Annotated in this window: 22 protein-coding genes; 12 read left to right on the forward strand and 10 right to left on the reverse strand. The window is 69.2% G+C overall.

Going from position 1 to position 23,546, the window contains the following annotated elements:
• Positions 1-13: 13 nt before the first annotated feature.
• Entirely contained in the window at positions 14-1,114 is a 1,101-nt protein-coding gene (locus C3E87_RS11160; RefSeq protein WP_076062810.1) for a PPK2 family polyphosphate kinase, read from the forward strand.
• A 3-nt stretch (positions 1,115-1,117) separates the two neighbouring features.
• Here C3E87_RS11160 and C3E87_RS11165 read toward each other — a convergent pair whose 3' ends face one another.
• Positions 1,118-1,474 carry a BlaI/MecI/CopY family transcriptional regulator gene (locus C3E87_RS11165; protein WP_076062813.1) on the reverse strand — a complete coding sequence of 119 codons (357 nt, stop codon included), beginning with the start codon at positions 1,472-1,474 and terminating at the stop codon, positions 1,118-1,120.
• 78 nt (positions 1,475-1,552) lie between these two features.
• Between C3E87_RS11165 and C3E87_RS11170 the strand changes: the two genes are divergently transcribed.
• From C3E87_RS11170 to cydC, 5 genes are all read left to right on the forward strand, one after another.
• Entirely contained in the window at positions 1,553-3,034 is a 1,482-nt protein-coding gene (locus C3E87_RS11170) for a cytochrome ubiquinol oxidase subunit I (protein ID WP_076062817.1), read from the forward strand.
• Between the two features lie 11 nt (positions 3,035-3,045).
• Positions 3,046-4,146 carry a cytochrome d ubiquinol oxidase subunit II gene (cydB, locus tag C3E87_RS11175; RefSeq protein WP_076062819.1) on the forward strand — a complete coding sequence of 367 codons (1,101 nt, stop codon included), beginning with the start codon at positions 3,046-3,048 and terminating at the stop codon, positions 4,144-4,146.
• 110 nt (positions 4,147-4,256) lie between these two features.
• Positions 4,257-4,583: a rhodanese-like domain-containing protein gene (locus tag C3E87_RS11180; protein ID WP_076062821.1), complete on the forward strand. Its 327-nt coding sequence runs from the start codon at positions 4,257-4,259 to the stop codon at positions 4,581-4,583.
• Positions 4,584-4,694: 111 nt separating this feature from the next.
• The gene (gene cydD, locus C3E87_RS11185; protein ID WP_076062899.1) at positions 4,695-6,245 is read left to right on the forward strand and encodes a thiol reductant ABC exporter subunit CydD; all 1,551 of its coding nucleotides are present in this window, start codon (positions 4,695-4,697) and stop codon (positions 6,243-6,245) included.
• Positions 6,242-7,864 carry a thiol reductant ABC exporter subunit CydC gene (gene cydC / locus C3E87_RS11190; RefSeq protein ID WP_076062823.1) on the forward strand — a complete coding sequence of 541 codons (1,623 nt, stop codon included), beginning with the start codon at positions 6,242-6,244 and terminating at the stop codon, positions 7,862-7,864. The genes cydD and cydC overlap by 4 nt, the downstream gene beginning before the upstream one ends.
• On the opposite strand, the gene C3E87_RS11195 is transcribed toward cydC, so the two are convergent.
• Entirely contained in the window at positions 7,848-8,939 is a 1,092-nt protein-coding gene (locus C3E87_RS11195) for a glycerate kinase (protein WP_076062826.1), read from the reverse strand. The genes cydC and C3E87_RS11195 overlap by 17 nt on opposite strands.
• A gap of 171 nt (positions 8,940-9,110) precedes the next feature.
• On the opposite strand from C3E87_RS11195, the gene C3E87_RS11200 reads away from it, so the two are divergent.
• Complete coding sequence (locus C3E87_RS11200; RefSeq protein WP_076062828.1) at positions 9,111-10,391, forward strand: glycosyltransferase; 1,281 nt, start codon at positions 9,111-9,113, stop codon at positions 10,389-10,391.
• A gap of 91 nt (positions 10,392-10,482) precedes the next feature.
• On the opposite strand, the gene fumC is transcribed toward C3E87_RS11200, so the two are convergent.
• From fumC to C3E87_RS11220, 4 genes are all read right to left on the reverse strand, one after another.
• Positions 10,483-11,868, reverse strand: a complete 1,386-nt coding sequence (gene fumC, locus C3E87_RS11205) for a class II fumarate hydratase (RefSeq protein ID WP_076062832.1) — start codon at positions 11,866-11,868, stop codon at positions 10,483-10,485.
• 305 nt (positions 11,869-12,173) lie between these two features.
• Complete coding sequence (locus C3E87_RS11210) at positions 12,174-14,375, reverse strand: cation-translocating P-type ATPase (RefSeq protein WP_076062835.1); 2,202 nt, start codon at positions 14,373-14,375, stop codon at positions 12,174-12,176.
• 123 nt (positions 14,376-14,498) lie between these two features.
• Positions 14,499-14,708 (reverse strand): heavy-metal-associated domain-containing protein, encoded by a 210-nt coding sequence (locus tag C3E87_RS11215; protein ID WP_076062838.1) that lies wholly within the window; start codon positions 14,706-14,708, stop codon positions 14,499-14,501.
• Positions 14,709-14,735: 27 nt separating this feature from the next.
• Complete coding sequence (locus C3E87_RS11220; RefSeq protein ID WP_076062841.1) at positions 14,736-15,041, reverse strand: metal-sensitive transcriptional regulator; 306 nt, start codon at positions 15,039-15,041, stop codon at positions 14,736-14,738.
• A 582-nt stretch (positions 15,042-15,623) separates the two neighbouring features.
• Between C3E87_RS11220 and dnaB the strand changes: the two genes are divergently transcribed.
• On the forward strand, positions 15,624-16,985 hold the full coding sequence (gene dnaB / locus C3E87_RS11225) for a replicative DNA helicase (RefSeq protein WP_076062844.1): 1,362 nt from the start codon (positions 15,624-15,626) through the stop codon (positions 16,983-16,985).
• A 23-nt stretch (positions 16,986-17,008) separates the two neighbouring features.
• On the opposite strand, the gene C3E87_RS11230 is transcribed toward dnaB, so the two are convergent.
• On the reverse strand, positions 17,009-17,527 hold the full coding sequence (locus tag C3E87_RS11230) for a hypothetical protein (protein ID WP_076062847.1): 519 nt from the start codon (positions 17,525-17,527) through the stop codon (positions 17,009-17,011).
• Between the two features lie 69 nt (positions 17,528-17,596).
• On the opposite strand from C3E87_RS11230, the gene C3E87_RS11235 reads away from it, so the two are divergent.
• Entirely contained in the window at positions 17,597-18,139 is a 543-nt protein-coding gene (locus C3E87_RS11235) for a DUF6553 family protein (RefSeq protein ID WP_076062851.1), read from the forward strand.
• Positions 18,140-18,192: 53 nt separating this feature from the next.
• Positions 18,193-19,074: an A/G-specific adenine glycosylase gene (locus tag C3E87_RS11240; protein ID WP_304442054.1), complete on the forward strand. Its 882-nt coding sequence runs from the start codon at positions 18,193-18,195 to the stop codon at positions 19,072-19,074.
• A 6-nt stretch (positions 19,075-19,080) separates the two neighbouring features.
• Here the strand turns inward: C3E87_RS11240 and C3E87_RS11245 are convergent, their stop codons facing one another.
• Positions 19,081-19,422 (reverse strand): YnfA family protein, encoded by a 342-nt coding sequence (locus tag C3E87_RS11245; RefSeq protein ID WP_076062854.1) that lies wholly within the window; start codon positions 19,420-19,422, stop codon positions 19,081-19,083.
• A gap of 22 nt (positions 19,423-19,444) precedes the next feature.
• On the opposite strand from C3E87_RS11245, the gene C3E87_RS11250 reads away from it, so the two are divergent.
• Positions 19,445-20,050, forward strand: a complete 606-nt coding sequence (locus C3E87_RS11250; protein WP_076062857.1) for an HAD family phosphatase — start codon at positions 19,445-19,447, stop codon at positions 20,048-20,050.
• Here C3E87_RS11250 and C3E87_RS11255 read toward each other — a convergent pair.
• The gene (locus tag C3E87_RS11255; protein WP_198928295.1) at positions 20,002-21,240 is read right to left on the reverse strand and encodes an OFA family MFS transporter; all 1,239 of its coding nucleotides are present in this window, start codon (positions 21,238-21,240) and stop codon (positions 20,002-20,004) included. The two genes, C3E87_RS11250 and C3E87_RS11255, sit on opposite strands and share 49 nt — an antisense overlap.
• 73 nt (positions 21,241-21,313) lie before the next feature.
• Positions 21,314-22,156 carry a transglycosylase family protein gene (locus C3E87_RS14755; RefSeq protein ID WP_143571008.1) on the reverse strand — a complete coding sequence of 281 codons (843 nt, stop codon included), beginning with the start codon at positions 22,154-22,156 and terminating at the stop codon, positions 21,314-21,316.
• Between the two features lie 263 nt (positions 22,157-22,419).
• Here C3E87_RS14755 and ald point away from each other — a divergent pair, with 263 nt between their 5' ends.
• Positions 22,420-23,541 (forward strand): alanine dehydrogenase, encoded by a 1,122-nt coding sequence (ald, locus tag C3E87_RS11265; protein WP_076062863.1) that lies wholly within the window; start codon positions 22,420-22,422, stop codon positions 23,539-23,541.
• The last annotated feature ends 5 nt before the right edge of the window (positions 23,542-23,546 follow it).

Genomic DNA, 23,546 nt, shown 5'->3' on the forward strand with positions numbered 1-23,546 from the left:
GAAAGGACTCCCCATGACCGATCTCTGGAGCCAGGACCCCCGGTACGCGCTGCGGGTCACACCCGATTTCGACCTGGCCACGTTCGACCGCAACTCCACCCCGGGCTGGGAGGGCAGCAAAGACGACGCCGAGGAGTACATCGCCGGCAACGAGAAGCTGCTGAACGAGCTCCAGGAACGGTTCTTCGCCCACGGTCGCTCCGGCGGCACGAAGAAGATCCTCGTCGTGGTGCAGGGCCTCGACACCGCGGGCAAGGGCGGCATCGCCCGCCACGTCTTCGGGCTGTTCGACCCCCAAGGCATCCGGCTCACCAGCTTCGGGGTGCCCACCGAGGAGGAGCGCGCCAACCACTACCTGTGGCGCGTCGAGAAGGCCCTCCCCCCGCCCGGCCTCATCGGGCTGTTCGACCGCTCCCACTACGAGGACGTGCTCGTGGTGCGGGTGGACGGCATCGTGGAGGAGGACGTCTGGTCCAAGCGCTACGACGAGATCAACGAGTGGGAGCAGAAGCTCGTCGACGACGACACCGTGGTGTTGAAGTTCGCCATGATGGTCTCGAAGGACGAGCAGGCCAAGCGACTGATGGAGCGCATCGACCGGCCGGACAAGCGGTGGAAGTACAACCCCGGCGACCTCGACACCCGAGCCAAGTGGGACGAGTTCCAGGAGGCCTACGCGGACGTCTTCCGCCTCACCAGCACCGGCTACGCGCCGTGGATGGTGTTGCCGGCGGACCGGAAGTGGTACTCCCGGTTGGCGGTCACCGAGATCCTGCTGCGCACCCTCATCGACATGAACCTGCGCTGGCCGGAGCCCGAGGAGGGGTGGACGCCGGAGCGGGAACGCGCCCGCCTGGCGGAGACCATGAGCACCGAGGCGCTGGCCGAGGATTTCGCCGACACCGAGGAGACCGTGCGCGACGCGATCGACAACAGCCTCGAAGTGTCCGAGGACGCGGCCCGGATCCGCACCCAGGCCGAGCCGCAGGACGTGCGGGAGACCGCCGTCGCGGACGTGGAGGCGAAGCGGGCAGCGCTCCTGGCGGATCTCGACGCGACGCTGGCGCACAAGAGGGAGTTGCTCGACCAACGCGGTAGCGGCGTCGGGGAATAGGTCTTAGACGAGTTCGACGGGGCGTTCCAGCGCGGTGCGCTCGTCGTCGGGCAGGTACCCCATCAGCAGCCTCAACGCGTCCACGCGGACGGAGCTCTCGACGCCGTCGATCTGGCGCAGCATGTCTGCGGCGATGACCTCTGCCTGCGTGCTGCGCGGCGTGTACTGCCATGCGCGGGCGACCAGCTCGCGGTCCACCAGTTCCTTCTTCGCCAGACGGTCGAGCACGGTCATCACAGTCGTGTACGCGAGCTCCCGCTCTTCGGAGAGCTTGGCGTGCACGTCGGCGACACTCATGGGCGCTTGTGCGGCCCAGAGCACCTCCATCACACGCTGCTCGAGTTCACCCCTGGATGACATGGGCCAAGCATAGGCGCTACTCGCCCCAGTTTTAGCGACAGGTTGTCGAAGTACGACGCAAAGTAGTACCGTGCGGCCATGGATCCTGTGATTCTCGCACGGTGGCAATTCGGGATCACCACCGTCTACCACTATCTCTTCGTCCCCATCACGATCGCCATGTCAATGCTCGTGGCCGTCCTCCAGACACTGTGGGTGCGCACCGGCAAGGACGCCTACCTGCGCCTCACCAAATTCTTCGGCAAGCTCTTCCTGATCAACTTCGCGTTGGGTGTCGTGACCGGCATCGTGCAGGAGTTCCAGTTCGGCATGAACTGGTCCGAGTACTCGCGCTTCGTCGGCGACGTCTTCGGGGCGCCGCTCGCACTCGAGGCGCTGCTGGCCTTCTTCCTCGAGTCCACGTTCCTGGGCCTGTGGATCTTCGGCTGGGACAAGCTCCCCAAGTGGCTGCACCTCATGGCCATCTACATGGCCGCGTTCGGCACCATGCTGTCGGCGGTGTTCATCCTCGCGGCGAACTCGTGGATGCAGCACCCCGTCGGAACCATCTTCAACAACGGCCGCGCAGAACTCGACGGCGTCGACGGCTTCCTCCAGGTGCTGACGAACCCGGTGTTCCTCGTCACGTTCCCCCACGTCATCTTCGCTGCCTACATGGTGGCCGGCGGCCTGCTGGCCGCCATCGGCGGCTGGCACCTGGCCAGGATCAACCGCGACGGCGAGGCCAAGGCCGGCGACACGCAGGCCTACCGGTTCGCCACCAAGTTCGGCGCCTGGGTGCTGCTCGTGGCCTCCGTCGGTGTCATCTTCACCGGCGACCTCCAGTCCAAGATCATGACCGAGGTGCAGCCCATGAAGATGGCCGCCGCCGAGGGACTGTTCTACACGGAGGAGAACGCCTCGTTCTCCATAGTGACGATCGGCAACCTGGAGGGCACGGAGGAAGTCTTCGCCATCAAGATCCCCGGCCTGCTGTCCACCCTCTCGGGCCACGAAACGGTCAAGGGCATCAACAACCTGCGCGACGAGTACGCCGCCAACGGCTTCCAGCGCTTCGACGAGACCAAGACCACGCTCCAGACCCAGTACGCGGCCGAACTCCAGGCCAACTACGAGGTGGACCCCATGCCCAACGTGGCCGTGTCCTACTGGACCTTCCGGCTCATGATCGGCCTGGGCTTCATCGGCATCGCGATCGCGGCCTTCACCCTATGGAGCGTGCGCAAGGACCGCCTGCCGAAGTACAGCCTGCTCTGGACGCTGCTCATGTTCGCCATGCCGCTGCTGCCGCTGTTCTCCAACTCGTTCGGCTGGATCTTCACCGAGATGGGCCGCCAGCCGTGGCTGGTCGCCGGCGTGCTGCCCACCCAGGCAGGCGTCTCCGCCTCCGTCTCGGCGGGCGAGGTGCTGTTCTCCATGATCGTGTTCACCCTCCTCTACGGCGGCCTGGCCGTCCTCGAGGTGTGGCTGTTCCTCAAGTACGCGAAGGCCGGTCTCCCAGAGGTCGCCCCCGTCGAGGTACAGACGGATGCCGACGCCCCGATGAGCTTCGCTTACTGACAGGTTGAGACATGTTGAATCTGCTTGAAACCACCGTTCAGACCCCGATCCTCGTGGCCGTCTGGTTCGTCCTGGTCGCCGTCCTCTGGATCGGCTTCTTCTTCCTCGAAGGCTTCGACTTCGGCGTGGCCATGCTCATCCCCGTGTTCGGCAAGAACGAGAAGGAGAAGCGCGTCATCGTCAACACCATCGGCCCCCTGTGGGACGGCAACGAGGTGTGGCTGCTGACCGCGGGCGGCGCGATGTTCGCCGCCTTCCCCGGCTGGTACGCGACGACGTTCTCCGCGTTGTACCTGCCGCTCCTGCTCGTGCTCGTCGGGCTGATCCTGCGTGGCGTGGCGTTCGAGTACCGCTCGAAGCACCACGACTCGAAGTACCGCTCGATGCTCGACTGGTTCGCCACCATCGGCTCCTTCATCCCGTCGCTGGTGCTCGGTGTGGGCTTCGCCAACTTCGTCGTGGGTCTGCCGCAGGCCACCGTCGACACCCCCGTGGGGCCGGCGCCGCTGTTCGACGGCACCTTCTGGGGCCTCTTCGGGCCGTTCGCCCTGCTCGGCGGCGTGCTGCTCGTGGTGCTGTTCCTGGTGCACGGTTCGATGTTCCTGGCACTGAAGACCAGCGGCATCATCCACGACCGGGCCAAGGCGTTCGCGTCGAAGGTCGGCTGGCTGGCCGCTGCGCTCGTCGCGCTCTTCGTGATCGGGCAGAACATCTTCTGGCCGGCCACCTCCGAGTTCGGCGACTTCTCGATCTACGCCTGGGTGGCCGGGGCGGTCGCGATCATCGCGATCGTGGCGGGCACGCTGCTGATCACCAAGGGCCGTGACGGCTGGGGCTTCATCTCCACCGGCATCACCGTGGTGGCGCTGTTCGTCGGGATCTTCCTGAAGATGTACGGCAACCTGGGCTTCGCCCAGAACGAGACCATCGCCATCGGCGAGCGCCTCACCATGCTCTCGGCCGCGTCGTCGCCCACCACGCTGACCATCATGACCTGGGCAGCGGTGATCTTCGTTCCCATCGTGATCGCCTACCAGAGTTGGAGCTACTACGTCTTCAGTAAGCGGATCTCGACGAAGAACATCCCCGACGAGGTCCACGTGGCCGCCTGACTCGGATCCGCCTTGCGGAAACGTCCCGGTCCGCCCACATTCGGGCGATCGGGACGTTTCCGCAAGGTCAAGTTTCACAACCCTGATACCCATGGGGGTATTCTGAGTCCGTGCGCAAGTTATTCCTCGCCCTGATCCTGGCCCTGACAGCCCTCCTCGCCGCGTGCGGTGACGAGGCCCCCTCCGAGTTCCCCGCCGACGCCGTCTTCCTCGACGTGCGGACCCCCGACGAGTACGACGCCGGGCACGTCGACGGCGCCCGCAACATCGACTTCTACGCCCCTGACTTCGCCGACCAATTGGCGGAGCTGCCCCGGGACGCCACCTACGTCGTGTACTGCCAGAGCGGCAACCGCTCCGGCCAGGCCAAGGCGGCGATGGACGAGTTGGGCTTCACCGACGTCATCGACGGCGGGGCGTACTCCAGCCTGAGCTGACCCGCCCTGACCGGGTCCAGCCCACATTCCCCTGTGTGGAAGGATGATTGAGTGGCCGGACCCATCCATCCCAGACTCCTGAAGCGCGCCGAGGCGACCCGCAGGTTCCTGGTGGCCACGGTGGTCGTCGGCGTGGTCACGGCGGGGCTGCTGATCGCTCAGGCCAGGCTCATCGCCGACTGGGTCACCCTGGCGTTCGACACCGGCGGCTTCCCATCCGGCTGGGGCACCGCCCTGGTGCTGCTGCTCCTCGTGTTCCTCGGCCGCGGCCTCCTGTCCTGGCTCAACTCGTGGCTGGCGCACCGCAGCGCGGCCTCCGTGAAGTCGACGCTGCGTCGCGACGTGCTGGCGGCCAGGCTGGCCACCCCGGTGGGGGCCACGTCGTCGGCGTCCCTGCTGCGCACCGTCACGCAGGGCCTGGACGCGCTCGACGGCTACTTCAGCAAGTACCTCCCCCAACTCGGCCTGGCCGTCACCGTGCCGCTGCTCGTGGGCGGCACCATCCTGCTGGCAGATTGGCAGTCCGCGCTGATCATCGCGTTCACCCTGCCGCTCATCCCGGTGTTCATGGCGCTGATCGGGTGGACGACGGAGAAGGCCACGCGGCATTCGTACTCGGTGGCAGACCGGCTGGCCAACCACTTCGGCGACCTCATCAGCGGCCTCCCCACGCTGCAGGCGTTCGCGCGGGCCCGGGCCCAGAAGCGCGGCGTGGACCTCACCGAGGAGCAGTACCGCGGCGCCACCATGAAGGTGCTCTACATCTCGTTCCTGTCGGCGTTCGCGCTGGAGTTGCTGGCGTCGCTGTCGGTGGCGATCGTCGCGGTCACGGTGGGCTTCCGGCTGGTGTACGGCGACGTCGACTTCACCACCGCCCTCTTCGTCCTCATTCTCGCGCCGGAGGCCTTCCTGCCCGTGCGGCAGGTGGGCGTGCACTTCCACGACTCGGCCGACGGCATCGCGGCCGCCGATGCCGCGTTCGAGGTGATCGACGCGGCCCCGACGCATGCGGGAACGCTGCCGGCCCCGGCGGGCGCCCTCGTCCTGGACGCCGTCTCGTTCACCTATCCCGGAGCGGCCGAGCCCGCCGTCGACCGGCTCGACCTGCGGGTGGAGCCCGGCGAGGTGGTGGCGCTGAGCGGGTCCTCGGGGGGAGGGAAGTCCACGACGTTGGCCATGACCATGGGCTTCCTCGCGCCGGATTCCGGCACTGTGTCCGTGGGCGGCGTCTCCCTGGCGGACATCGACCTGGCCTCGTGGCGCGCCCAGGGGGCGTGGGTGGCGCAGGAACCGGGGCTGGTCAACGGGACCGTCGGCGACAACGTCGCGCTCGGCCACCCCTCGGCCCCGAAGGCAGAGCTCGCCCGCGCGCTGGCCGACGCGGGCGCTGATTTCGGCCTCGACAAGCACGTGGGCGACGACGGCGAGGGCCTGTCCGCCGGCGAGCGGCGCCGCGTCGCGCTGGCCCGCGCGTTGGTGCGGATCAGGCTCGGCGGCGCGCGGCTGCTCGTGCTCGACGAGCCGACGGCCGGCCTGGACGCCGCCACGGAGGCGCACGTCATCGGGGCCGTCCGCGCGACGGGCGCCGGGGCCCTCATCGTCAGCCATCGGCCCGCCGTGCTGGCCGCCGCCGACCGCGTGGTGGAGGTGGTGCCGGCATGAGGAAGACGATCCTCCTGGCCCGGGAGTTGATGGACGCGACGCCCAAGGGTCGCCGTCGGTTCCTGCTGGCGGTGCTGCTGGCGATGCTCGCCTCCAGTTCCTCCGTCGCGCTGCTGGGCGTCTCCGCCTGGCTGCTGTCGTTCGCCGCGATGGCGCCGCCGGTGCTGTACCTGCAGGCCGCCGCCGTGGGCGTGCGCGCGTTCGCCATCTCGCGGGGCGTCTTCCGCTACCTGGAGCGCATCGTCGGCCACGACCTGGCGCTGCGCATGCAGACGGCGCTGCGGGTGCGCGTCTACGAGAAACTGGCCGCCACCACCCTGATCGGCAGGCGTCGCGGCGACCTGCTCACGCGCGTCGTGGCCGACGTCACCGCCATCCAGGACCTCGTGGTGCGCGTGGTGATCCCGTTCGTCTCGGCCGCGCTGGTCGTCGTGGCCACCACGGTGATGTTCAGCGTGTTCAACTGGCCCACCGCCCTCGCGCTGCTGGCGACCGCGCTGCTCGCCGGGGTGGTGCTGCCGTGGTGGACCCAGCGGGCCAGCCTCGCCGTCGACCTGGCGGCGGTGCCCACCCGGGGTCGTCTGGCGGACGGCGTGCGCGAACTGGCGCGGACCGCCACGGATCTGGTGGCCTACGGAGCCGAGGCCGCTGCGCTCGACAGGCTGCTGGGGATCGACGATGAACTGCGCCGGCAGGAGGCCCGCGGCGCCTGGATCCGCGGCATCGCGACGGGTGGCCAGCTCGTGGCCTCGGGGCTAGCCGTCGGAGCAGCGCTGTGGTTCGGCACCGGAGCCCTGACGGCCGGAGACCTGGACCCCCGCCTGCTGGCCGTGCTCGTCCTCACCCCGCTGGCGCTACACGAGGTGCTCGGCACCTTCGCGCAGGCGGCGCAGACCTACACCCGGGCGCGCTCCGCGCTCGGCCGCCTCTCCGAGGTGCTGGAGGCCGAGCCTGTCGGCACCGGAGACGTCGTGCCCGGCGAGGGAGCCCCGGGCCTCCTGCTGGAGGACGCGACCATCGGCTGGCCGCTGCCCGATGGCGACTCCGTGGTGGTCCAGGAGCACGTCTCCCTGTCGGTGGCCCCGGGCGAGCGGGTGGCGCTGGTGGGACAGTCCGGCGTCGGCAAGACGACCCTCGCCGCCACCGCCATGGGGCTCATCCCCCCGCTGGCCGGCCGTGTGTCGAGGGGCGGTCGCGTCGGCTACCTGGAGCAGGACGCCCACATCTTCGCCACCACGGTCGCGGAGAATGTGCGCATCGGCGACAAGGACGCCACCGATGGGGCCATCCTCGACGCGCTGGCGAAGGCCGGGCTGCCGATGGACCCGCAGCGACGGCTGGGCGAATCAGGCACGACGATCAGCGGTGGCGAGCGTCGTCGCCTCGCGCTGGCGCGGCTCCTGGTGGGCACGCGGGACCTCATCATCCTCGACGAGCCCACCGAGCACCTGGACCGCGAGACCGCCGACGCGCTGATGCGCGACGTGTGGGCCGCCTTCGCGGACGAGCCCGTCCTGGTCATCACGCACGACCCGGACGTGGTGGCTCTGTGCAGCAGGGTGGTGCGGATGAACCCCGCCAGCGAGTCGGCCTCCCCCGTGGTCAGCGGAAGCTCATAGCCAACTGGCGTCCCGCTTCCCTCGCCACCGCGATGGGGTCCGCCAGGGCGCGCTCACCGGCAAGGTCCCAGAGCGCGACGGCGAGGCCGTGGAAGTCCACCTCCCGGCGGCCGGCCACCAGGGCGACAGGCAGGTCCCTTCCCCGCGCCTCCGCCACCTCGGCAGCAATCTGCCGCACCACGTCGACGGCCTTGCCGCTGAAGCTCTGGGCGTCGAACGAGCCCTCCCCCGTCACCACGAGATCAGCGTCCTCCATGGCTTCGCGCAGCCCGATCGCGTCGGCCACCACCCGGGCGCCGGAGGTGGTGGTGGCGCCCCAGAGCTGCAGCGCGAAGCCTGCACCGCCCGCCGCGCCGGCGCCGGGTGCGTGGGGGTCGCCTCCCACCAACGCGGCCCAGTGCGCGAGGTTGGCGTCCATCTCCTCCACCAGGGAGGCGCCGCCCTTCTGCGGTCCGAACACTGCGGCCGCACCGTCGGGGCCGAGCAGCGGGTTGGTCACGTCGGACAGCACCAGCGCACCGCCTTCGGGCGGCGGCACGACGCCCGCCCACTCCACGGCCGTGATCCCCGGCAGTGCGGCGTTGCCCAACTGCTCCGTGAGCGCGGTCGGCTGGGGTGCGCGTGCCACGCTCAGGCCGAGCGCGACGAGCAGGCCCAGGCCCCCGTCGGTGGAGGCGCTGCCCCCGAGCGCAAGGAGGAGCCGGGTGGCGCCGGCGTCCAGCGCGGCGCGGATGGCCAGGCCGAGGCCGCGGGTGTGCGCCTCGCGCGGCGCCAGATGCCCGATCGTGGTGAGCCCGCAGCAATGGGCCAGCTCCACCACGCCCGTGCCGTCCGGGAGCCGCACCCACGACGCGTGCCGGAGGTCGCCGAGCGCGTCGACGGTGTCGAGCGGCAACCGTTCGGCACTCGCGAGGGTGGCGAACGCGTCGAGGGTGCCCTCCCCGCCGTCGGCCATGGGGCGGATGGTCAGCCGGTCCGCCGGGCGCACGTCGACCCACCCGTCCGCGATCGCGCGGGCGGCCTGGACGGCGGTCATGGTCGACTTGAACGAGTCGGGTGCGATCACCACGCGCATGGACGACGGTAACCCGGAGGGGGTCTACAACGCGAGCACTTCGCGGAAGTCGCCCTCCGACACGCCGGTCGAACGGCGTGGAAACCCCTGGGATGGCGCCCGGCTGCCCACGGTTCGACCCGCTGCCGCGCCCGCCGACAGGCGCCCGCGATCAGCCGCTAGAGTGGCCGGGTGACCGCCCCCGTTTCCACCGATGGACGCCGCCTCAGGGTGGCCCAGTTCATCGATAACTACGGCCCGGGTGCCAACGGCCTGATGTTCGCCGTACAGCAGTTGGAGGGCAACCTGCTCGACGCCGGGCACGAGGTGATCGTCGTCGCCCCCGCCGCGAAAGGGCCCAACCCGCACCACGGCCGCCCCGGCCGCAGCGAGATCCGGCTCCCCTCGGTGCGCGTACCGAAGATGCCCACGCGCGTGGCCAACGGTCGGCACTTCGAGCGCACCATCGACGAGATCGCGAAGCTGAAGCCCGACGTCCTGCACGTGCACGGCTTCGGCACCATCGGTGTGCTCGGCACCTGGGCCGCGCAGCGGCTCGGCATCCCCATGCTGCTGACGTGGCACACCGATTTCGACGCGTACGCAGACCACTATTCGACCGTGTTGCCCCTGCTCACCGGAGTGCTGCGGGCGTGGGCGACGATCACCCGGGGCGACTTCGTCAGCCAGCGCGACATCCGCGCCGCGGAGGTGCGCTACGAGGACCGCGGCCGCTCGACGGCGTCGCTGCTCGCCCTGTGCCAGAAGATGCTGGAGACGGCCACCCTGGTGACCACCCCGTCGCCGAAGACCGCGCTGCGCTGCCGGCACCTCACGGAGAACATCAACGTGCGGGTGGTGCCCAACGGTGTGGACCCGCTCCCGCCCGGCCCCCCGCCGATCACTCATCCCGACGGGCCGATGGTGCTGTACGCCGGCCGCATCGCACCGGAGAAGGGCATCCCGCTGCTGGCCGAGGCCTTCACGTTGGTGCACGCCCAGTACCCCGACGCGCGGCTGTGCATCGTCGGAGACTGGCAACGGTATTCGGGCATCAAGCGGATCCTCGCCGAAGGCCGCGACGCGGGCCGCATCATCCTGCCCGGCGAGCAGAAGCGCGACGACCTCGGCGCGTTCTACGGCATGGCGGACGTGTTCGCATTCCCCAGCCTCACCGACACCCAGGCCCTCGTCCTGCACGAGGCCGCGCTGGCGGGCCTGCCCATCGTCTCGGTGGACCACGAACTGCAACTCGTGATCGAACCCGGCGTCAATGGCGAGATCACCCGCCCGACGCCCGCGTCCCTGGCCGCCGGCATCATCCGGGTGCTGGAGAAGCTGCCGGATGACACCTGGCGGGCCAGGGCGCGCGAGCGCTCCGTCGAACTCGGCTCGCAGTGGAGCATCGCCTCGCAGGCTGCGGAGATGCTGTCGATCTACGCCGAGGTCGCGGCCGGCGGCCGGCGGGCATAGCCCGAAAAATCCGAGGGAGATTTCAGCCACATCGCGCTATATAGCCGGGACGTGGCCAAAATCTCCCTCCAATTTTCAGAGACCCTCGAGCCTATTTACCGGTCATGTCCGCTGGAACCACCCAGGCGTCGAAGTCCTCGCCGGCGACACCGTTGGCGATCGCCGACTCACGCAGCGACGTGCCCTCCTTGTGCGCCTGCTTGGCGATCTTGGCGGCCATGTCGTAGCCGATGTGCCGGTTCAGCGCGGTGACCAGCATCAGGTTGGACGACAGGTTCGCGTTGATCCGCTCCAGGTTCGGCTCGATGCCGACGGCGCAGTGGTCCGTGAACGAGCGCATGCCGTCCGCCAGCAGGCGGATCGACTCCAGCACGGCGTGGGCCATCACGGGCTTGAACACGTTGAGCTGGAAGTTGCCCTGGCTTCCCGAGAAGCCGACGGTGGCGTCATTGCCGAACACCCGCGCGACCACCATGGTGAGGGCCTCCGACTGCGTCGGGTTCACCTTGCCGGGCATGATCGACGAGCCGGGCTCGTTCTCGGGGATCAGCAGCTCGCCGATGCCGTTGCGCGGGCCCGAGGCGTACCAGCGCACGTCGTTGGCCAGCTTCATCAGCGCGCCGGCCAGCACGCGCAGCGCGCCGCTGACCTCGACGAGCGAGTCGTGCGCCGACAGCGCGGCGAACAGGTTGTCAGCCTGGCGGAACTCCAGGCCGGTCTCCTCGGAGATCTTCTGCGCGGTCAGCGCGCCGAACTCCGGGTGGGCGTTGAGGCCCGTGCCGACGGCGGTGCCGCCGATCGCCAGGTCACGCGCACGAGAATCTGCAAACCTGATGCCCTCTGCGGCGAAGTCGAGCTGCGCGACCCAGCCGCCGAACACCTGACCCAACCGCACCGGCGTGGCGTCCTGCAGGTGGGTGCGGCCAACCATCACCACGTCGTCGTACTGCCTGGCCTTGGTGTCGAGCACCTCCCGCAACTTCTCGAGGGCCGGGTACAGCAGCGAGTTGATTTCGCTGACCACCGCGATGTGCATGGCCGTGGGGAAGGTGTCGTTGGACGACTGGCCGCGGTTGACGTGGTCGTTGGGGTGGACGGGCTGCTTGGAGCCCATCTCGCCGCCGGCCAGTTCGATGGCGCGGTTGGAGATGACCTCGTTGGAGTTCATGTTGGACTGGGTGCCGGAACCGGTCTGGAACACCACCAGCGGGAAGTGGTCGTCCAGCTTGCCGGCGATCACCTCGTCGGCGGCGCGGGCGATGAGCTGGGCCACATCGGACGGCAGTTCGCCCAGTTCGCCGTTGGCCTGGGCGGCGGCCTTCTTCAGGACCCCGAGGGCCCGCACCATCGGGCGGCCCCAGACGAAGGCGTTGCGGCCGATGTCGAAGTTGTGGAGGCTGCGTTCGGTCTGCGCGCCCCAGTAGCGGTCTGCGGCAACGTCGATGTTGCCCATTGAGTCGGATTCAATGCGTGCCATGGACCCGACGCTACCCCGCCGCGACGACAGAGCGGTGCGATACCGCGCAGGGAGATCGGGGGAGTGCTCCCCCGTCGGTGCTCTGACCCCCGAGTGCCCCAGGGCATGAAAAGGCCCGACCCGCTGCCCTTGGGGGGCGGCAGCGGGTCGGGCGGCTTTCGGGCTCCCGAATGCTCGGGAAGATGGGATTACTCTAGCGGGATTTCTCGCCATTGCAAAGCCGGACGAGGCAATTGGTCTGATGTTTCCCTGAGTTTTTCCTGAAAGCCCTTCTCAGGGGCAGTTCGCCTAGCCAGCGGCCTGTATCAGCCCTTCCGGAGCGAGCGGAAACCCCGCAACCTGAGACTGTTCAAGACCACGAAGACGCTCGAGAACGCCATCGCGGCACCCGCGATCATGGGTGTCAGCATCCCGAAGGCGGCCAGCGGGATGGCCGCCGTGTTGTAGCCGAAGGCCCACAGCAGGTTGCCCTTGATCGTGCGCAGCGTGGCGCGCGACAGGCGCACCGCGTCGACGGCGGCGCTGAGGTCGTGGCGCATGAGCGTGATGTCGCCGGCGGCGATGGCCGCGTCGGTGCCGGTGCCCATGGCGATGCCCAGGTCTGCCTGCGCGATGGCGGCCGCGTCGTTGACGCCGTCGCCCACCATGGCCACCTGCTGGCCCTTGGCCTGCAGTTCCTTGATGGCGGCCACCTTGCCCTCGGGGGTGACCCCTGCACGGACGTCGTGGATGCCGAGCGACTCCGCCACGGCGCGCGCCGTGGCCTCGTTGTCGCCGCTCAACAGCACGGGGGTGAGGCCCAGCTTCTTCAACTGCTCGACGGCGACCCCTGCCGACTCCTTGATGGTGTCGGCCACCACCACGCGGCCGAGGATCCGCTGCTCATCGGCGACCTCGACGACGGAACCGATCACGTCGCGGCTCCACCCCGCACGGCCATGGCCCAGATCGGCCATGAACGCGGGCGAACCGGCGTAGACGGTGCGGCCGCCCACGATGCCGCGGACACCGCGGCCGGGCACGTTCTGGAAGTCCTCGACGGGCAGGGGCCGGTCCACCGCCGCGACGAGAGCGGCGGCGATGGGGTGCTCGGAGGCGGCCTCGACGGCGGCCGCCAGCCCGAGCAGCTCCTCGCGGTCCACGCCATCGACGGGCTCCACGTCCACGACGGACATGTGGCCCGTGGTCAGCGTGCCGGTCTTGTCGAACACGATCGTCTGCACGCGGCGGGCACGCTCCAACACCTGCGGGCCCCGGATCACGGTGCCCAACTGGGCGCCCCTGCCGGTGCCCACCATGAGGGCCGACGGGGTGGCCAGGCCCAGCGCACAGGGACAGGCGATGATGAGCACGGAGATGGCGGCGGAGAGCGCCACCGTCCAGCCGTGCGCGGCGACCAGGTGGCCCACCAGCGTGACGGCGGCGATACCCAGGACGACGGGCACGAAGATGCTGGACACCTTGTCCGCCAGGCGCTGGACGTCGGCCTTGCCCTCCTGGGCCTCCTCGACCATCTTCGCGATGCGCGCCAGCTGCGAGTTGGCGCCCACCGCAGTGGTGCGCACCACCAGGCGGCCAGTGGTGTTCACGGAACCGCCCACCACCGTCGTGCCCGGCTCCACCTCTACCGGCAGCGATTCGCCGGTGATGATCGACGCATCGACGGCGGAGCGGCCCTCCACGACCTCACCGTCGGCGGCGACCTTCTCGCCGGGGCGGACGACGACGAGGTCGCCGACAGCGAGCGACTTCACGTCGACGAGCTGCTCCTCGCCGTCACGCAGGACGGTGGCCTGCTTGGCGCCGACCTCGAGCAGCGCACGCATCGCGGCGCCCGATTCGGTCTTCGCGCGGGCCTCGATGTATCGGCCCAACAGCAGGAAAGAGATGATGACGACGGCGGCCTCGAAGTAGATGAAGCCCATCGCATCCTGTTGCGCGAGGTTGAACTCGAAGTGGTGCTTCATGCCGATCTCGCCGGCGTGGCCGAACAGCATGGCGTAGAGGGACCAGGCGAACGCGGTGCCGGTGCCCATGGTCACGAGCGTGTCCATGGTGGTGGCGCCGTGGCGCAGGTTGGTGAAGGTCGCCGTGTGGAACGACCGGCCCAGCCATAGCACCACGACGGCGGACAGGACCAGCGCCGCCCACTGCCAACCGGGGAATTGCAACGCGGGGATCATCGAGACCAGCACGACGGGGGTGCTGAGGATGAACGACCAGAGCACGCGCGGCTTGAGCGCGGCGGCTTCGTCGTTCTTCTCGCTCACCGGGACGGGCAGCGTGGCCCCGTAACCGGTCTTCTCGACGACGGCGATGAGATCGTCAGCCGTGAAGTTGGGCGGTGCTTCGACCGTCGCCTTCTCGGTGGAGTAGTTCACCGAGGCGGTCACCCCGTCCACCTTGTTGAGCTTCTTCTCGATCCGCGCGGCACAGGAGGCACAGGTCATGCCCTGGATGTCGAGTTGGATCTTGTTGGTGATGGGTTGGGTCCTGGAGGTGGACATGCTTCCTCTTGCCTGATGCGCGTTGGCTACTTCGGTCCCCGCGGTTGGCGCAGGGCAGGCCGAACAACCCCCGGGCGGCTACGCCCGGGGAAGTTGCCCGGATGGGGTCAGGTGGTCAGGCGCTCAGGCCTCGACGACGGTGTAGCCGCCGGCTTCGCGGACCGCCTCGATGATGGCGTCGAACGGGATGCGCTCGTCGGACTCGACCGACATGGTGCCGCCCTCGAGCGCGACGGAGACGTTGTTGACGCCTTCGACGTCGGAGACCTCTTCGGTGACGTGGTGGACGCAGTTGCCGCAGGTCATGCCCGAAACGGTGTAGTTGGTGATCACAGAGATGGTCCTTCCTTGGGTGACGGGCTATCGGGTCAGGCGCTTGATCGCCTGCATCGCCTCGTCAATCTTCTCTTTGCCCTCCGGGCCGCCCTTGCGGGCAGCGTCGGCGACACAGTGCGAGAGGTGGTCCTCGAGCAGCCCGAGCGACACCGCCTTCAGCGCCGAGGTCACGGCCGTGACCTGGGTGAGAACGTCGATGCAGTACTGGTCCTCTTCAACCATGCGGGCGAGACCGCGGACCTGGCCTTCGATCAGGCGCAGGCGCCGCAAATAGGCTGCCTTCTCCGGCGTGTAACCGTGAGTGTGACAGGTTTCAGTTTCCGTCGTCATGGCACCTCCCTCTCGATCGAGCATACCCCGGGGGGGTAAGGATTTCAATCTCATCCCATCATCCCATCGAGGTTTCCCGGCCGGCCCCCGGGGTGGCCTACCGCTCGGATCGACGCGCGATCCCCCACATATCCACAATGAACCCACAGGTGCTGTGGATAACTAGCGCCCTGAAGATGCACGACAGGTGAACCCGGCCCCCATATACCACGCTGGCCCCTCGGGATGGAAAACGGGGCTGAATCGTACAAACCACCTTGCCAACACACATTTGCGACATCGCTTCCACTGTGGCCCCACAGCACGGGTGACGAGAGGACGAGCGGATGACGGGCAGAGCGCGTCTCTTTGTGGACAAATTGCCAGAGGCTGGCCGACCATCGTCAATATAACGATTTGATAACGGTGGATTCACGCTCAGCACACAGATTCGTCCACACCCCTGGGACTCAGCGCCCGCCGGTTATCCACAGTCATCCACAGGCTGTCCACAGGCCCCTCCACACGCTGGGGGCAGGTCTGAGCAGGAACCGTCGGAGGGGTGCCTTAGCCTAAGCAACGGAACTGGAAGGGGGTGAGCTGATGACGGCGCATGCAACAACGGCGGTCTTCGATGACCGCGAGCTCGACCGCACGCCTCCGCAGGATCTCGCCGCTGAGCAGAGCGTGCTGGGCGCGATGATGATGTCGAAGGATGCCATCTCAGACGTCGTCGAGGTGCTGCGCGGCACAGACTTCTACCGCCCCAACCACGAGTCCATCTACGACGCCATCATCAGCCTCTACGGCCGCGGCGAGCCGGCAGACCCCATCACTGTGGCCGGGGAGCTCGGCAAGACCGGGCTCCTTGCCAAGGTGGGCGGAGCCGTCTACCTGCACGACCTGCTCTCCAGCGTCTCCATCGCCGCGAACGCGCCCTACTACGCGGAGATCGTCCGCGACAAGGCCGTGTTGCGTCGGTTGGTCAACGCCTCTATCCGCATCGCGCAGCTGGGCTACGGCGGCCAGGGCGAAGTGGACAAGATCGTCGACGAGGCCCAGCAGACGCTCTTCGAGGTGACGGACCGCAACTCCTCCGAAGACTACAAGTCGCTCCGGGAACTGCTGGAGCCCACGTTCGATGAGATGGAGGCCATCGCCAACAGCGGCGACGCGCTCTCCGGCGTCCCCACCGGCTTCACAGAACTGGACCGCATCACCAACGGCCTGCACGGCGGCCAGATGATCATCGTGGCCGCGCGCCCGGGCGTCGGCAAGTCGACGTTCGCGCTCGACGTGTGCCGCTCGGCCGCCATCCACCACAACCTCCCCGCCGCGTTCTTCTCGCTCGAAATGAGCCGCACGGAAATCGTGATGAAGGTGCTCTCCGCCGAGGCGTCGGTACCCCTGGGGCGTATCCGCGGCGGCAAGATGGACGAGAACGACTGGCAGCGGGTCACGGACAAGTCGGCCATCCTCGCGGAGAAGAACTTCTTCATCGACGACTCCCCCAACCTCACCATGATGGAGATCCGCGCGAAGGCCCGCCGCCTGAAGCAGCGCCACGACCTGCAGCTGCTCGCCATCGACTACATCCAGCTGATGAGCTCCGGCAAGAAGGTGGAGTCGCGTCAGTTGGAGGTGTCGGAGTTCTCCCGCCAGATCAAGCTGTTGGCCAAAGAGCTCGAGATCCCGGTCATCGCTCTGTCGCAGCTCTCACGTAACACCGAGCAGCGCAAGGACGGCATCCCGCAGCTGTCAGACCTGCGTGAATCAGGCTCGCTGGAGCAGGACGCCGACATCGTGTTGATGCTGCACCGCCCGGAGATGTACTCCCAGAACCCCTCCGACGAGGAGCGCGGGCTGGCGGCCTTCCACATCCCGAAGCACCGAAACGGCGAGACGGGCAAGATCGACGCGCTCTTCCAGGGCCACTACAGCCGGTTCACCAACGCCCCCATGTGATCCCTGGCCGGCGCCGAGCCGGCTCAGGACGCGGTGACGGCGTCTGCGACGGTGCGCAGCGGCACCCGCTCGCCCAGCCCCACATTGAGCAGGGCAGCAACTTCTGCGCCCGCCCGGGTGAGGTCGCCCTGGCGGAACAGGAAGCTCACGTCGAGGATCTCGTAGCGCGGGGAGCCAGCCGCGAGTTCCTCCTGGAACCGGGAGCTCCCGTCGGTGAAGCCACAGTCGACGGCGGCGAAAGTGCGCTGGGCGTCGGCCTCGAGGTCCCAGGTGCGCACGGACATCACGGTGTCGGCCGCCTGCTGCCCGTGCGCGGTGGCGTTGCGGCGCACCACGTCTGCGACGGTGCCCGGGAGACCTGCCAGCGCCTCGATCCCCGTCCAGTCGGAGCCGACGGCCCGGTCGACCAGCTCGGCCCAACTCCCGGTGGCCGGCACGGTGACCTGCACCCCTCCACAGACCGCCAGGTCGTTGACGTCGCAGGCGGAGTCGTCGACCACGATCGAGCGGATCGGGGTGCGCAGCAGTGGGAGGCTCTCCATCCTCCCATTGGACGCCTTGCCGCGACGGTAATCAACCCTCGCCCCTGGCCCGGCGGGTACCGTTGCCCCATGGCCGCGCTGCTCACCGAGTACCACCTCACAGACCCCGATGACATGCACCCCGCCGTCGCGCTGGCCCGCTACGGGAAGCGCCGCACGGGCGACCTGTTCGTCGGCCTCTGGCTGGGCATGATCGTCGAGGCCCAGCAGATGCGGCCCAGCCTGCACAACGTGAAGCGCCAGGTGGTGAAGTTCGAAGCGGGCCAGGACCTGCACAGGGCGATCCAGGAGGTTGGGCGCGATGCCGTCGACGCCGAGTTGGCAGATGCGGCACGGGTCTATTTCGCTTCCGCGCTGGAGGACGCGTCCTACACCTCCACCCTGCTGAAGATGCGCAGGCTCTCCGGCACGCAGGTCCGCGACAAGGCCGCCCACGAAGTGCTCCGCACGGCAGACCTCATCCTCGAGGCCCGGCTCGGTGAACGCTACGTCCCCCTGTTGGTGAGCGGCTTCCTCGCCGGCCTCGCGCCGCACGGTCCACGCGAGCTGAGGGAGGCCCTCGCCGACCATCCGGAACTGGTGGACACGATCACCCCCCTCCTCGAGGCGTGAGGACCCAGCATTCGGAGGGAGAATCCGGCCACATCGGCCCATATGGCGATGATGTGGCAGATATCTCCCTCCATATTTCAGAGCTCCGGCACCTGCTCAGCGCCTGGTACGCGGCCAACGCGCGGCCGCTGCCGTGGCGTGAGCCTGGGGTGTCTCCGTGGGGCGTCCTCGTCAGCGAGATCATGCTGCAGCAGACGCCCGCGGCCAGGGTGGAGGGGCCCTGGCTGGCATGGGTGGGGCGCTGGCCGACGCCCGCCGCGCTTGCCGCGGCGCCCACGGCGGACGTCCTCCGCGCCTGGGGTCGGCTCGGCTACCCGCGCCGCGCGCTGCGCCTCCAGGAGGCGTCCCGCGCTGTGGTGGAGCGGCACGACGGCGAGCTCCCCCAGAGCGAGGACGCCCTGCTCGAACTCCCGGGGGTGGGCAGCTACACGGCGGCAGCGGTGATGGCCTTCGCGTTCGGCCGCCGGTCCCTGGTGCTGGACGTGAACGTGCGGCGGGTCCTCGCCCGCCTCGACGGCGGGGTGGAGCATCCGGCCCGCACAGAGACCGCGGCGGAGCGACGCCGCGCCTGGGTCTTCGTCCCGGAGGGCGACGCGGAGGCGGCCACCTGGTCCGCCGCGGCCATGGAACTGGGCGCCACCGTCTGCACCGCCCGCAACCCGCAGTGCGGCCGCTGCCCCGTGGCCGGGCACTGCTCCTGGCTCGCGCTCGGCCAGCCGGCCTGGGAAGGCCCGCCGCGCGTCGGCCAGGCGTGGGAGGGCACGGACCGCCAGTGCCGCGGCCGCATCATGGCCGCCCTCCGCTCGGCCCACGCACCCGTCCTCGTCGCCGACCTCAACTGGCCCGACGCGGAGCAACTCAGCCGCTGCATGACCTCGCTGGTCCAGGACGGCCTGGCCGAGAGCCTCGACGAGGGCCTCACCCTCCCCCGTTGATGGCCGCTAGTTCCCCAGCGAGCGGGGCGCGTACATGATCACGGCCACCCCGACTAGGCAGAACAGCGCCCCGATCACGTCCCACCGGTCCGGGCGGAAGCCGTCCACCACCATCCCCCACGCCAGCGACCCGGCGACGAACACGCCCCCGTAGGCCGCGAGGATCCGCCCGAAGTTGGCGTCCGGTTGCAGGGTGGCCACCATGCCGTACAGGCCGAGCGCGATCACCCCGCCACCGATCCACAACCAGCCGCGGTGCTCGCGCAACCCCTGCCACACCAGCCAGGCGCCGCCGATCTCAAGGACCGCGGCGACGACGAAGAGGGCGATGGAACGAAACGGCAGCATCCGCACAGCCTAGGCTGGAGCCATGATCAAGGCCGTCGTCTTCGACCTGGGGGAGGTCCTCTCCTCGCCGCCGTCGCTCCTGCCCATGCTGGCAGGGCGGGTCGGCACCACCCCCGAACTCCTCAAGGAGCACTACTGGACGGGTCGGGCAGAGTATGACGCCGGCGCCCCGGACGGCGACTACTGGGGCCCGCTGCTCACGGCCGTCGGGCACGATGTCCACGACGCCGACCTCATCGCCGAGATCGCGCACCTCGACGCCGACATCTGGGCCAACCTCCGCCCGGCAGCGTGGCAACTCCTCCGCGACTGCAGGCAGGCCGGGGTGACCGTGGCCGTGCTGTCCAACTCACCGCACGCCATGCAGTTGGCAGCCGACGGGGCGGTCTGGCGCGCCGACGTGGACCACCTCTACGTCTCCGCCAGCCTGGGGGCGGTCAAGCCGCAGCCTGCCATCTACGAGCGCGTGACCAGCGACCTCGGGCTGGCACCCGGCGAGATCGCCTTCATCGACGACAAGCAGGCCAACGTCGACGGCGCCCTATCGGTGGGCTGGCAGGCCCACCGGTGGGTGGACGATCACGACACGCGCGCCTGGCTCACCACGCTGGGGGTGCTCTCGGCCTGATCCGCAGGGGCGCGGCGCACCGGGCGCGTGACCAGCGGCAACGCCACGGCCACCACTGCGAGGGCGCCCATCACGGAGAACGCCAGGGTGTAGGAGCCGGCATCGCCGACCAGGCCTGCCGCCAGCAGCGGCCCGAGCACTCCGCCGCCCGACCAGCCCACCAGCATCAGCCCGTAGATGGCGCCGGCGTGGCTCAACCCGAAGAACTGTCCGGCCGTGGACGGCAGCACGCCGAACGCCCCGCCGTAGCAGAGGTACACCACGGCGGCGAGCGCCAGGAACCAGAAGCCTTGGGCGTGCGGCAGCAGGATCAGCGCCACTCCCTCGAGGGCCAGGATCGTGGCCAGCATCGGCAGGCGACCCAGCTTCTCCGCGACGGCGGCCCAGGCCACCCGGCCGCAACCGTTGAACAGCGCCAGCACGCCGACGATGCCCGCGGCCGCCGCCGGGGTGAACCCGCCCACGTCGACGGCGGCGCTGGCCATCATCGAGATCAGGGAGATGCCCGCCATCACGGCGAGCATCAGGATGCCGGTGAGCAGGTACCACTGGGGCGTGCGCAGGGCCTGGGGCGCGGTGAGGTCGCCCTCGACCACCTTCTTCGGACCGGCCGCGACAACCGGCGACACCAGCAGCGCGGCGCCGATGAGGCCCAGCACCAGGTAGGCGATGCCCAGCCAGCGGAAGGCAAGCGCCGGCGTGTCGGGCGTCATCGCGACGAGCCACTGCGCGAACGGCGACGTGACGGTCGCGCCGAAACCGAAACCGCCGACGGCGAGGCCGGTGACCAACGCGGTGTGGTCCGGGAACCACTTCTGCAGCAGCGCGACCGGCACGATGTAGGCCATGCCCAGGCCGAAGCCGCCGATGACGCCGTAGCCCAGCACCAGCAGCCAGAAGTGGCCGGGGGCCGTGGCCAGGGAGGCCAGCAGGACGCCCAGCCCGTAGATGACCATGCCGATGATGGCGACGGTGCGGGGGCTGCTGCGGTCCTGCAGGCGCCCGCCGATGGAGGCGCCGACGAAGATCATGCCGATGGCCGTCTCGAACGGGACGGAGGCCTGCACGTGGCTCAGGGCCATCGCCTCCGGCGCCTGCAGGGCGCGCCCGAACAGACTCCAGGCGTACACGCCGCCGATGACCAACTGAACCAACACACCGCCGACTAGGGCTGCCCACTTCGTACGCACGATGGGTCAGTCTAAGCAACGAACCCCCGGGCATTGCGCCCGGGGGTTCGTCAGCTACTTCAGGGAGGGGGAATCAGGCACAGCTCCACGGCTGGAAGCCGCGCTGCGCGTAGAGGCGGTTGGCCACCGTGATCTGCTCCTCGCGGGTGGCCTGGTGCGGGTAGGCAGCGAAGTCGCCGCCGTTGACCGAGCGCCAGGTCTGCAGGTTGAACTGCAGGCCGCCGTAGTAGCCGTTGCCGGTGTTGATGCTCCAGCGGCCGCCGGACTCGCACTGGGCGATCCGGTCCCACGTCGCGGCGCGGCTCAGGTCGATGCGCTGGTTGGCTGGCAGCTGCGGGGCGGTCTCGACGGGGACCCCGGCCAGCGGCGGGGCCGCGGCCGGGATGGTCGTCACGGCGGGGGTGCCGGTGGTGGCGAACTGGATGATGTTGTTGAACTGCCACTGGTTCTCGGTGACGAACGCGCCGTCGTCGTGGGCTACCACGGAGGTCAGCGCGTAGGTGCGGCAGCCGTTGCGGCCGGTGGCGGCGGTGTCGCACTCCGTGCGCCACTGGCGGCCGTCCGTGGCCGTCCAGGTGCGGGTGCCGCCGGGCTTGCCGCCGGCGGCGAGGGGGTTGCCCACCCACTGGTCACGGCCGGAGGGGAGGTAGGTGAGGTTGTTGAACACCCACCCGTTGTGCAGGACGTGCTGGCCCTGGACCGTGGCCACCTTGGTGGTCCAGATCTCGGTGCGGCACCGCACGACGGTGTCTGAGTACTTGTCGCAGGAGGTCTTCCAGTACCGGCCGTTGACAAGGTGATTGCCCGGCGTCGTGTACATGTTCGTCTCGACGGCCTGCGCGGTCTGCGGGGCCACGAGGGCCAGCCCGAGACCGACGACGGCCGCGGAGGCTGCGGCTAGGAGGCGCTTCAGCATGGAGGGGGTCCTTTCGAAGTAGCGGGATGACGTTAACACCCCGCGGCCCCTTTTCCAAAGAATTTCTCAGGATTACCTTCAGGTTCGAGGCGATCGGTCACCCCGACAAGCGCGTTTACCGCTGGGCGCCCCGACGCCGACTGAGAACTCTCAGCCCTCGTTCACCGATGCGAAATTCCGCCCCCCCTCCGGCATCTGCCCGCCATCGGCCACGCCCCCACAAACCGGCGGCTAGCCTGAGCGGATACCGGAAGGAATCCCCTATGCGCATCAGCGTCCCCCGCGAGGTCAAGAACAACGAGAACCGGGTCGCCATCACCCCCGTCGGCGTCCAGGAACTCACCCATAGCGGGCACCAGGTCGTCGTCGAGGCAGGGGCCGGAGTGGGCTCCAGCTTCACCGACGACTCGTATCGCGACGCCGGCGCCTCGGTAGTGGCGGACGTGGACCGCGTCTGGGGTGACGCCGAACTCGTCCTCAAGGTGAAGGAGCCCGTCGCCGCGGAGTACCGTCACCTGCGCGAGGGCCTCACCGTCTTCACCTACCTCCACCTGGCCGCGGACGAACCCCTGGTCGACGCCCTACTCGGCTCCGGCGCCACGTCGATCGCCTACGAGACGGTGCAGCAGCCCAACGGCCTGCTCCCCCTGCTCTATCCCATGAGCGAGGTGGCGGGGTGCCTCGCCCCCCAGATGGGCGCGTACCACCTGATGAAGACGCAGGGCGGCCGCGGCGTGCTGATGGGCGGCGTGGCGGGCGTGCCCAACGCGAGGGTGCTGGTGCTCGGCGGCGGCACCGCCGGCCAGAACGCCGTCAACACCGCCCTGGGCATGAACGCGGACGTGACCGTGCTCGACACCGACATCGACAAGCTGCGTCAGGCCTACTGGCGCTGGAACAACCGGGTGCACGGCCTCCGCTCGTCCGACATGGCCATCCGCGAGCACCTGGCGCAGGCCGACCTGGTGATCGGCACCGTCCTCATCCCGGGCGGCCGGACGCCGCGCCTGGTCACCAACGAGATGGTGGCCACCATGAAGCCGGGCTCCGTGCTGGTGGACGTATCCATCGACCAGGGCGGCTGCTTCGAGGACAGCCGGCCCACCACGCACGACGACCCCACCTACCAGGTGCACGGCTCCACCTTCTACTGCGTGGCCAACATGCCCGCGATGGTGCCCAACACCTCCACCTGGGCGCTGACCAACGCGACGCTGCCCTACGTGGAGCGGATCGCCGAGCACGGCTGGCGCGAAGCCATGCGGCTCGACGCAGCGCTGGCGAAGGGCCTGGCGACGCACGCCGGGCAGCTCACGTCGCAGCCGGTGGCCGAGGCCTTCAACCGCGACTGGGCCGCCGTCGAGGACGTCATCGCTGAAGCGTGACCGCC

The sequence above is a fragment of the Tessaracoccus sp. ZS01 genome (assembly GCF_022342445.1).
GTDB lineage: Bacteria > Actinomycetota > Actinomycetes > Propionibacteriales > Propionibacteriaceae > Arachnia.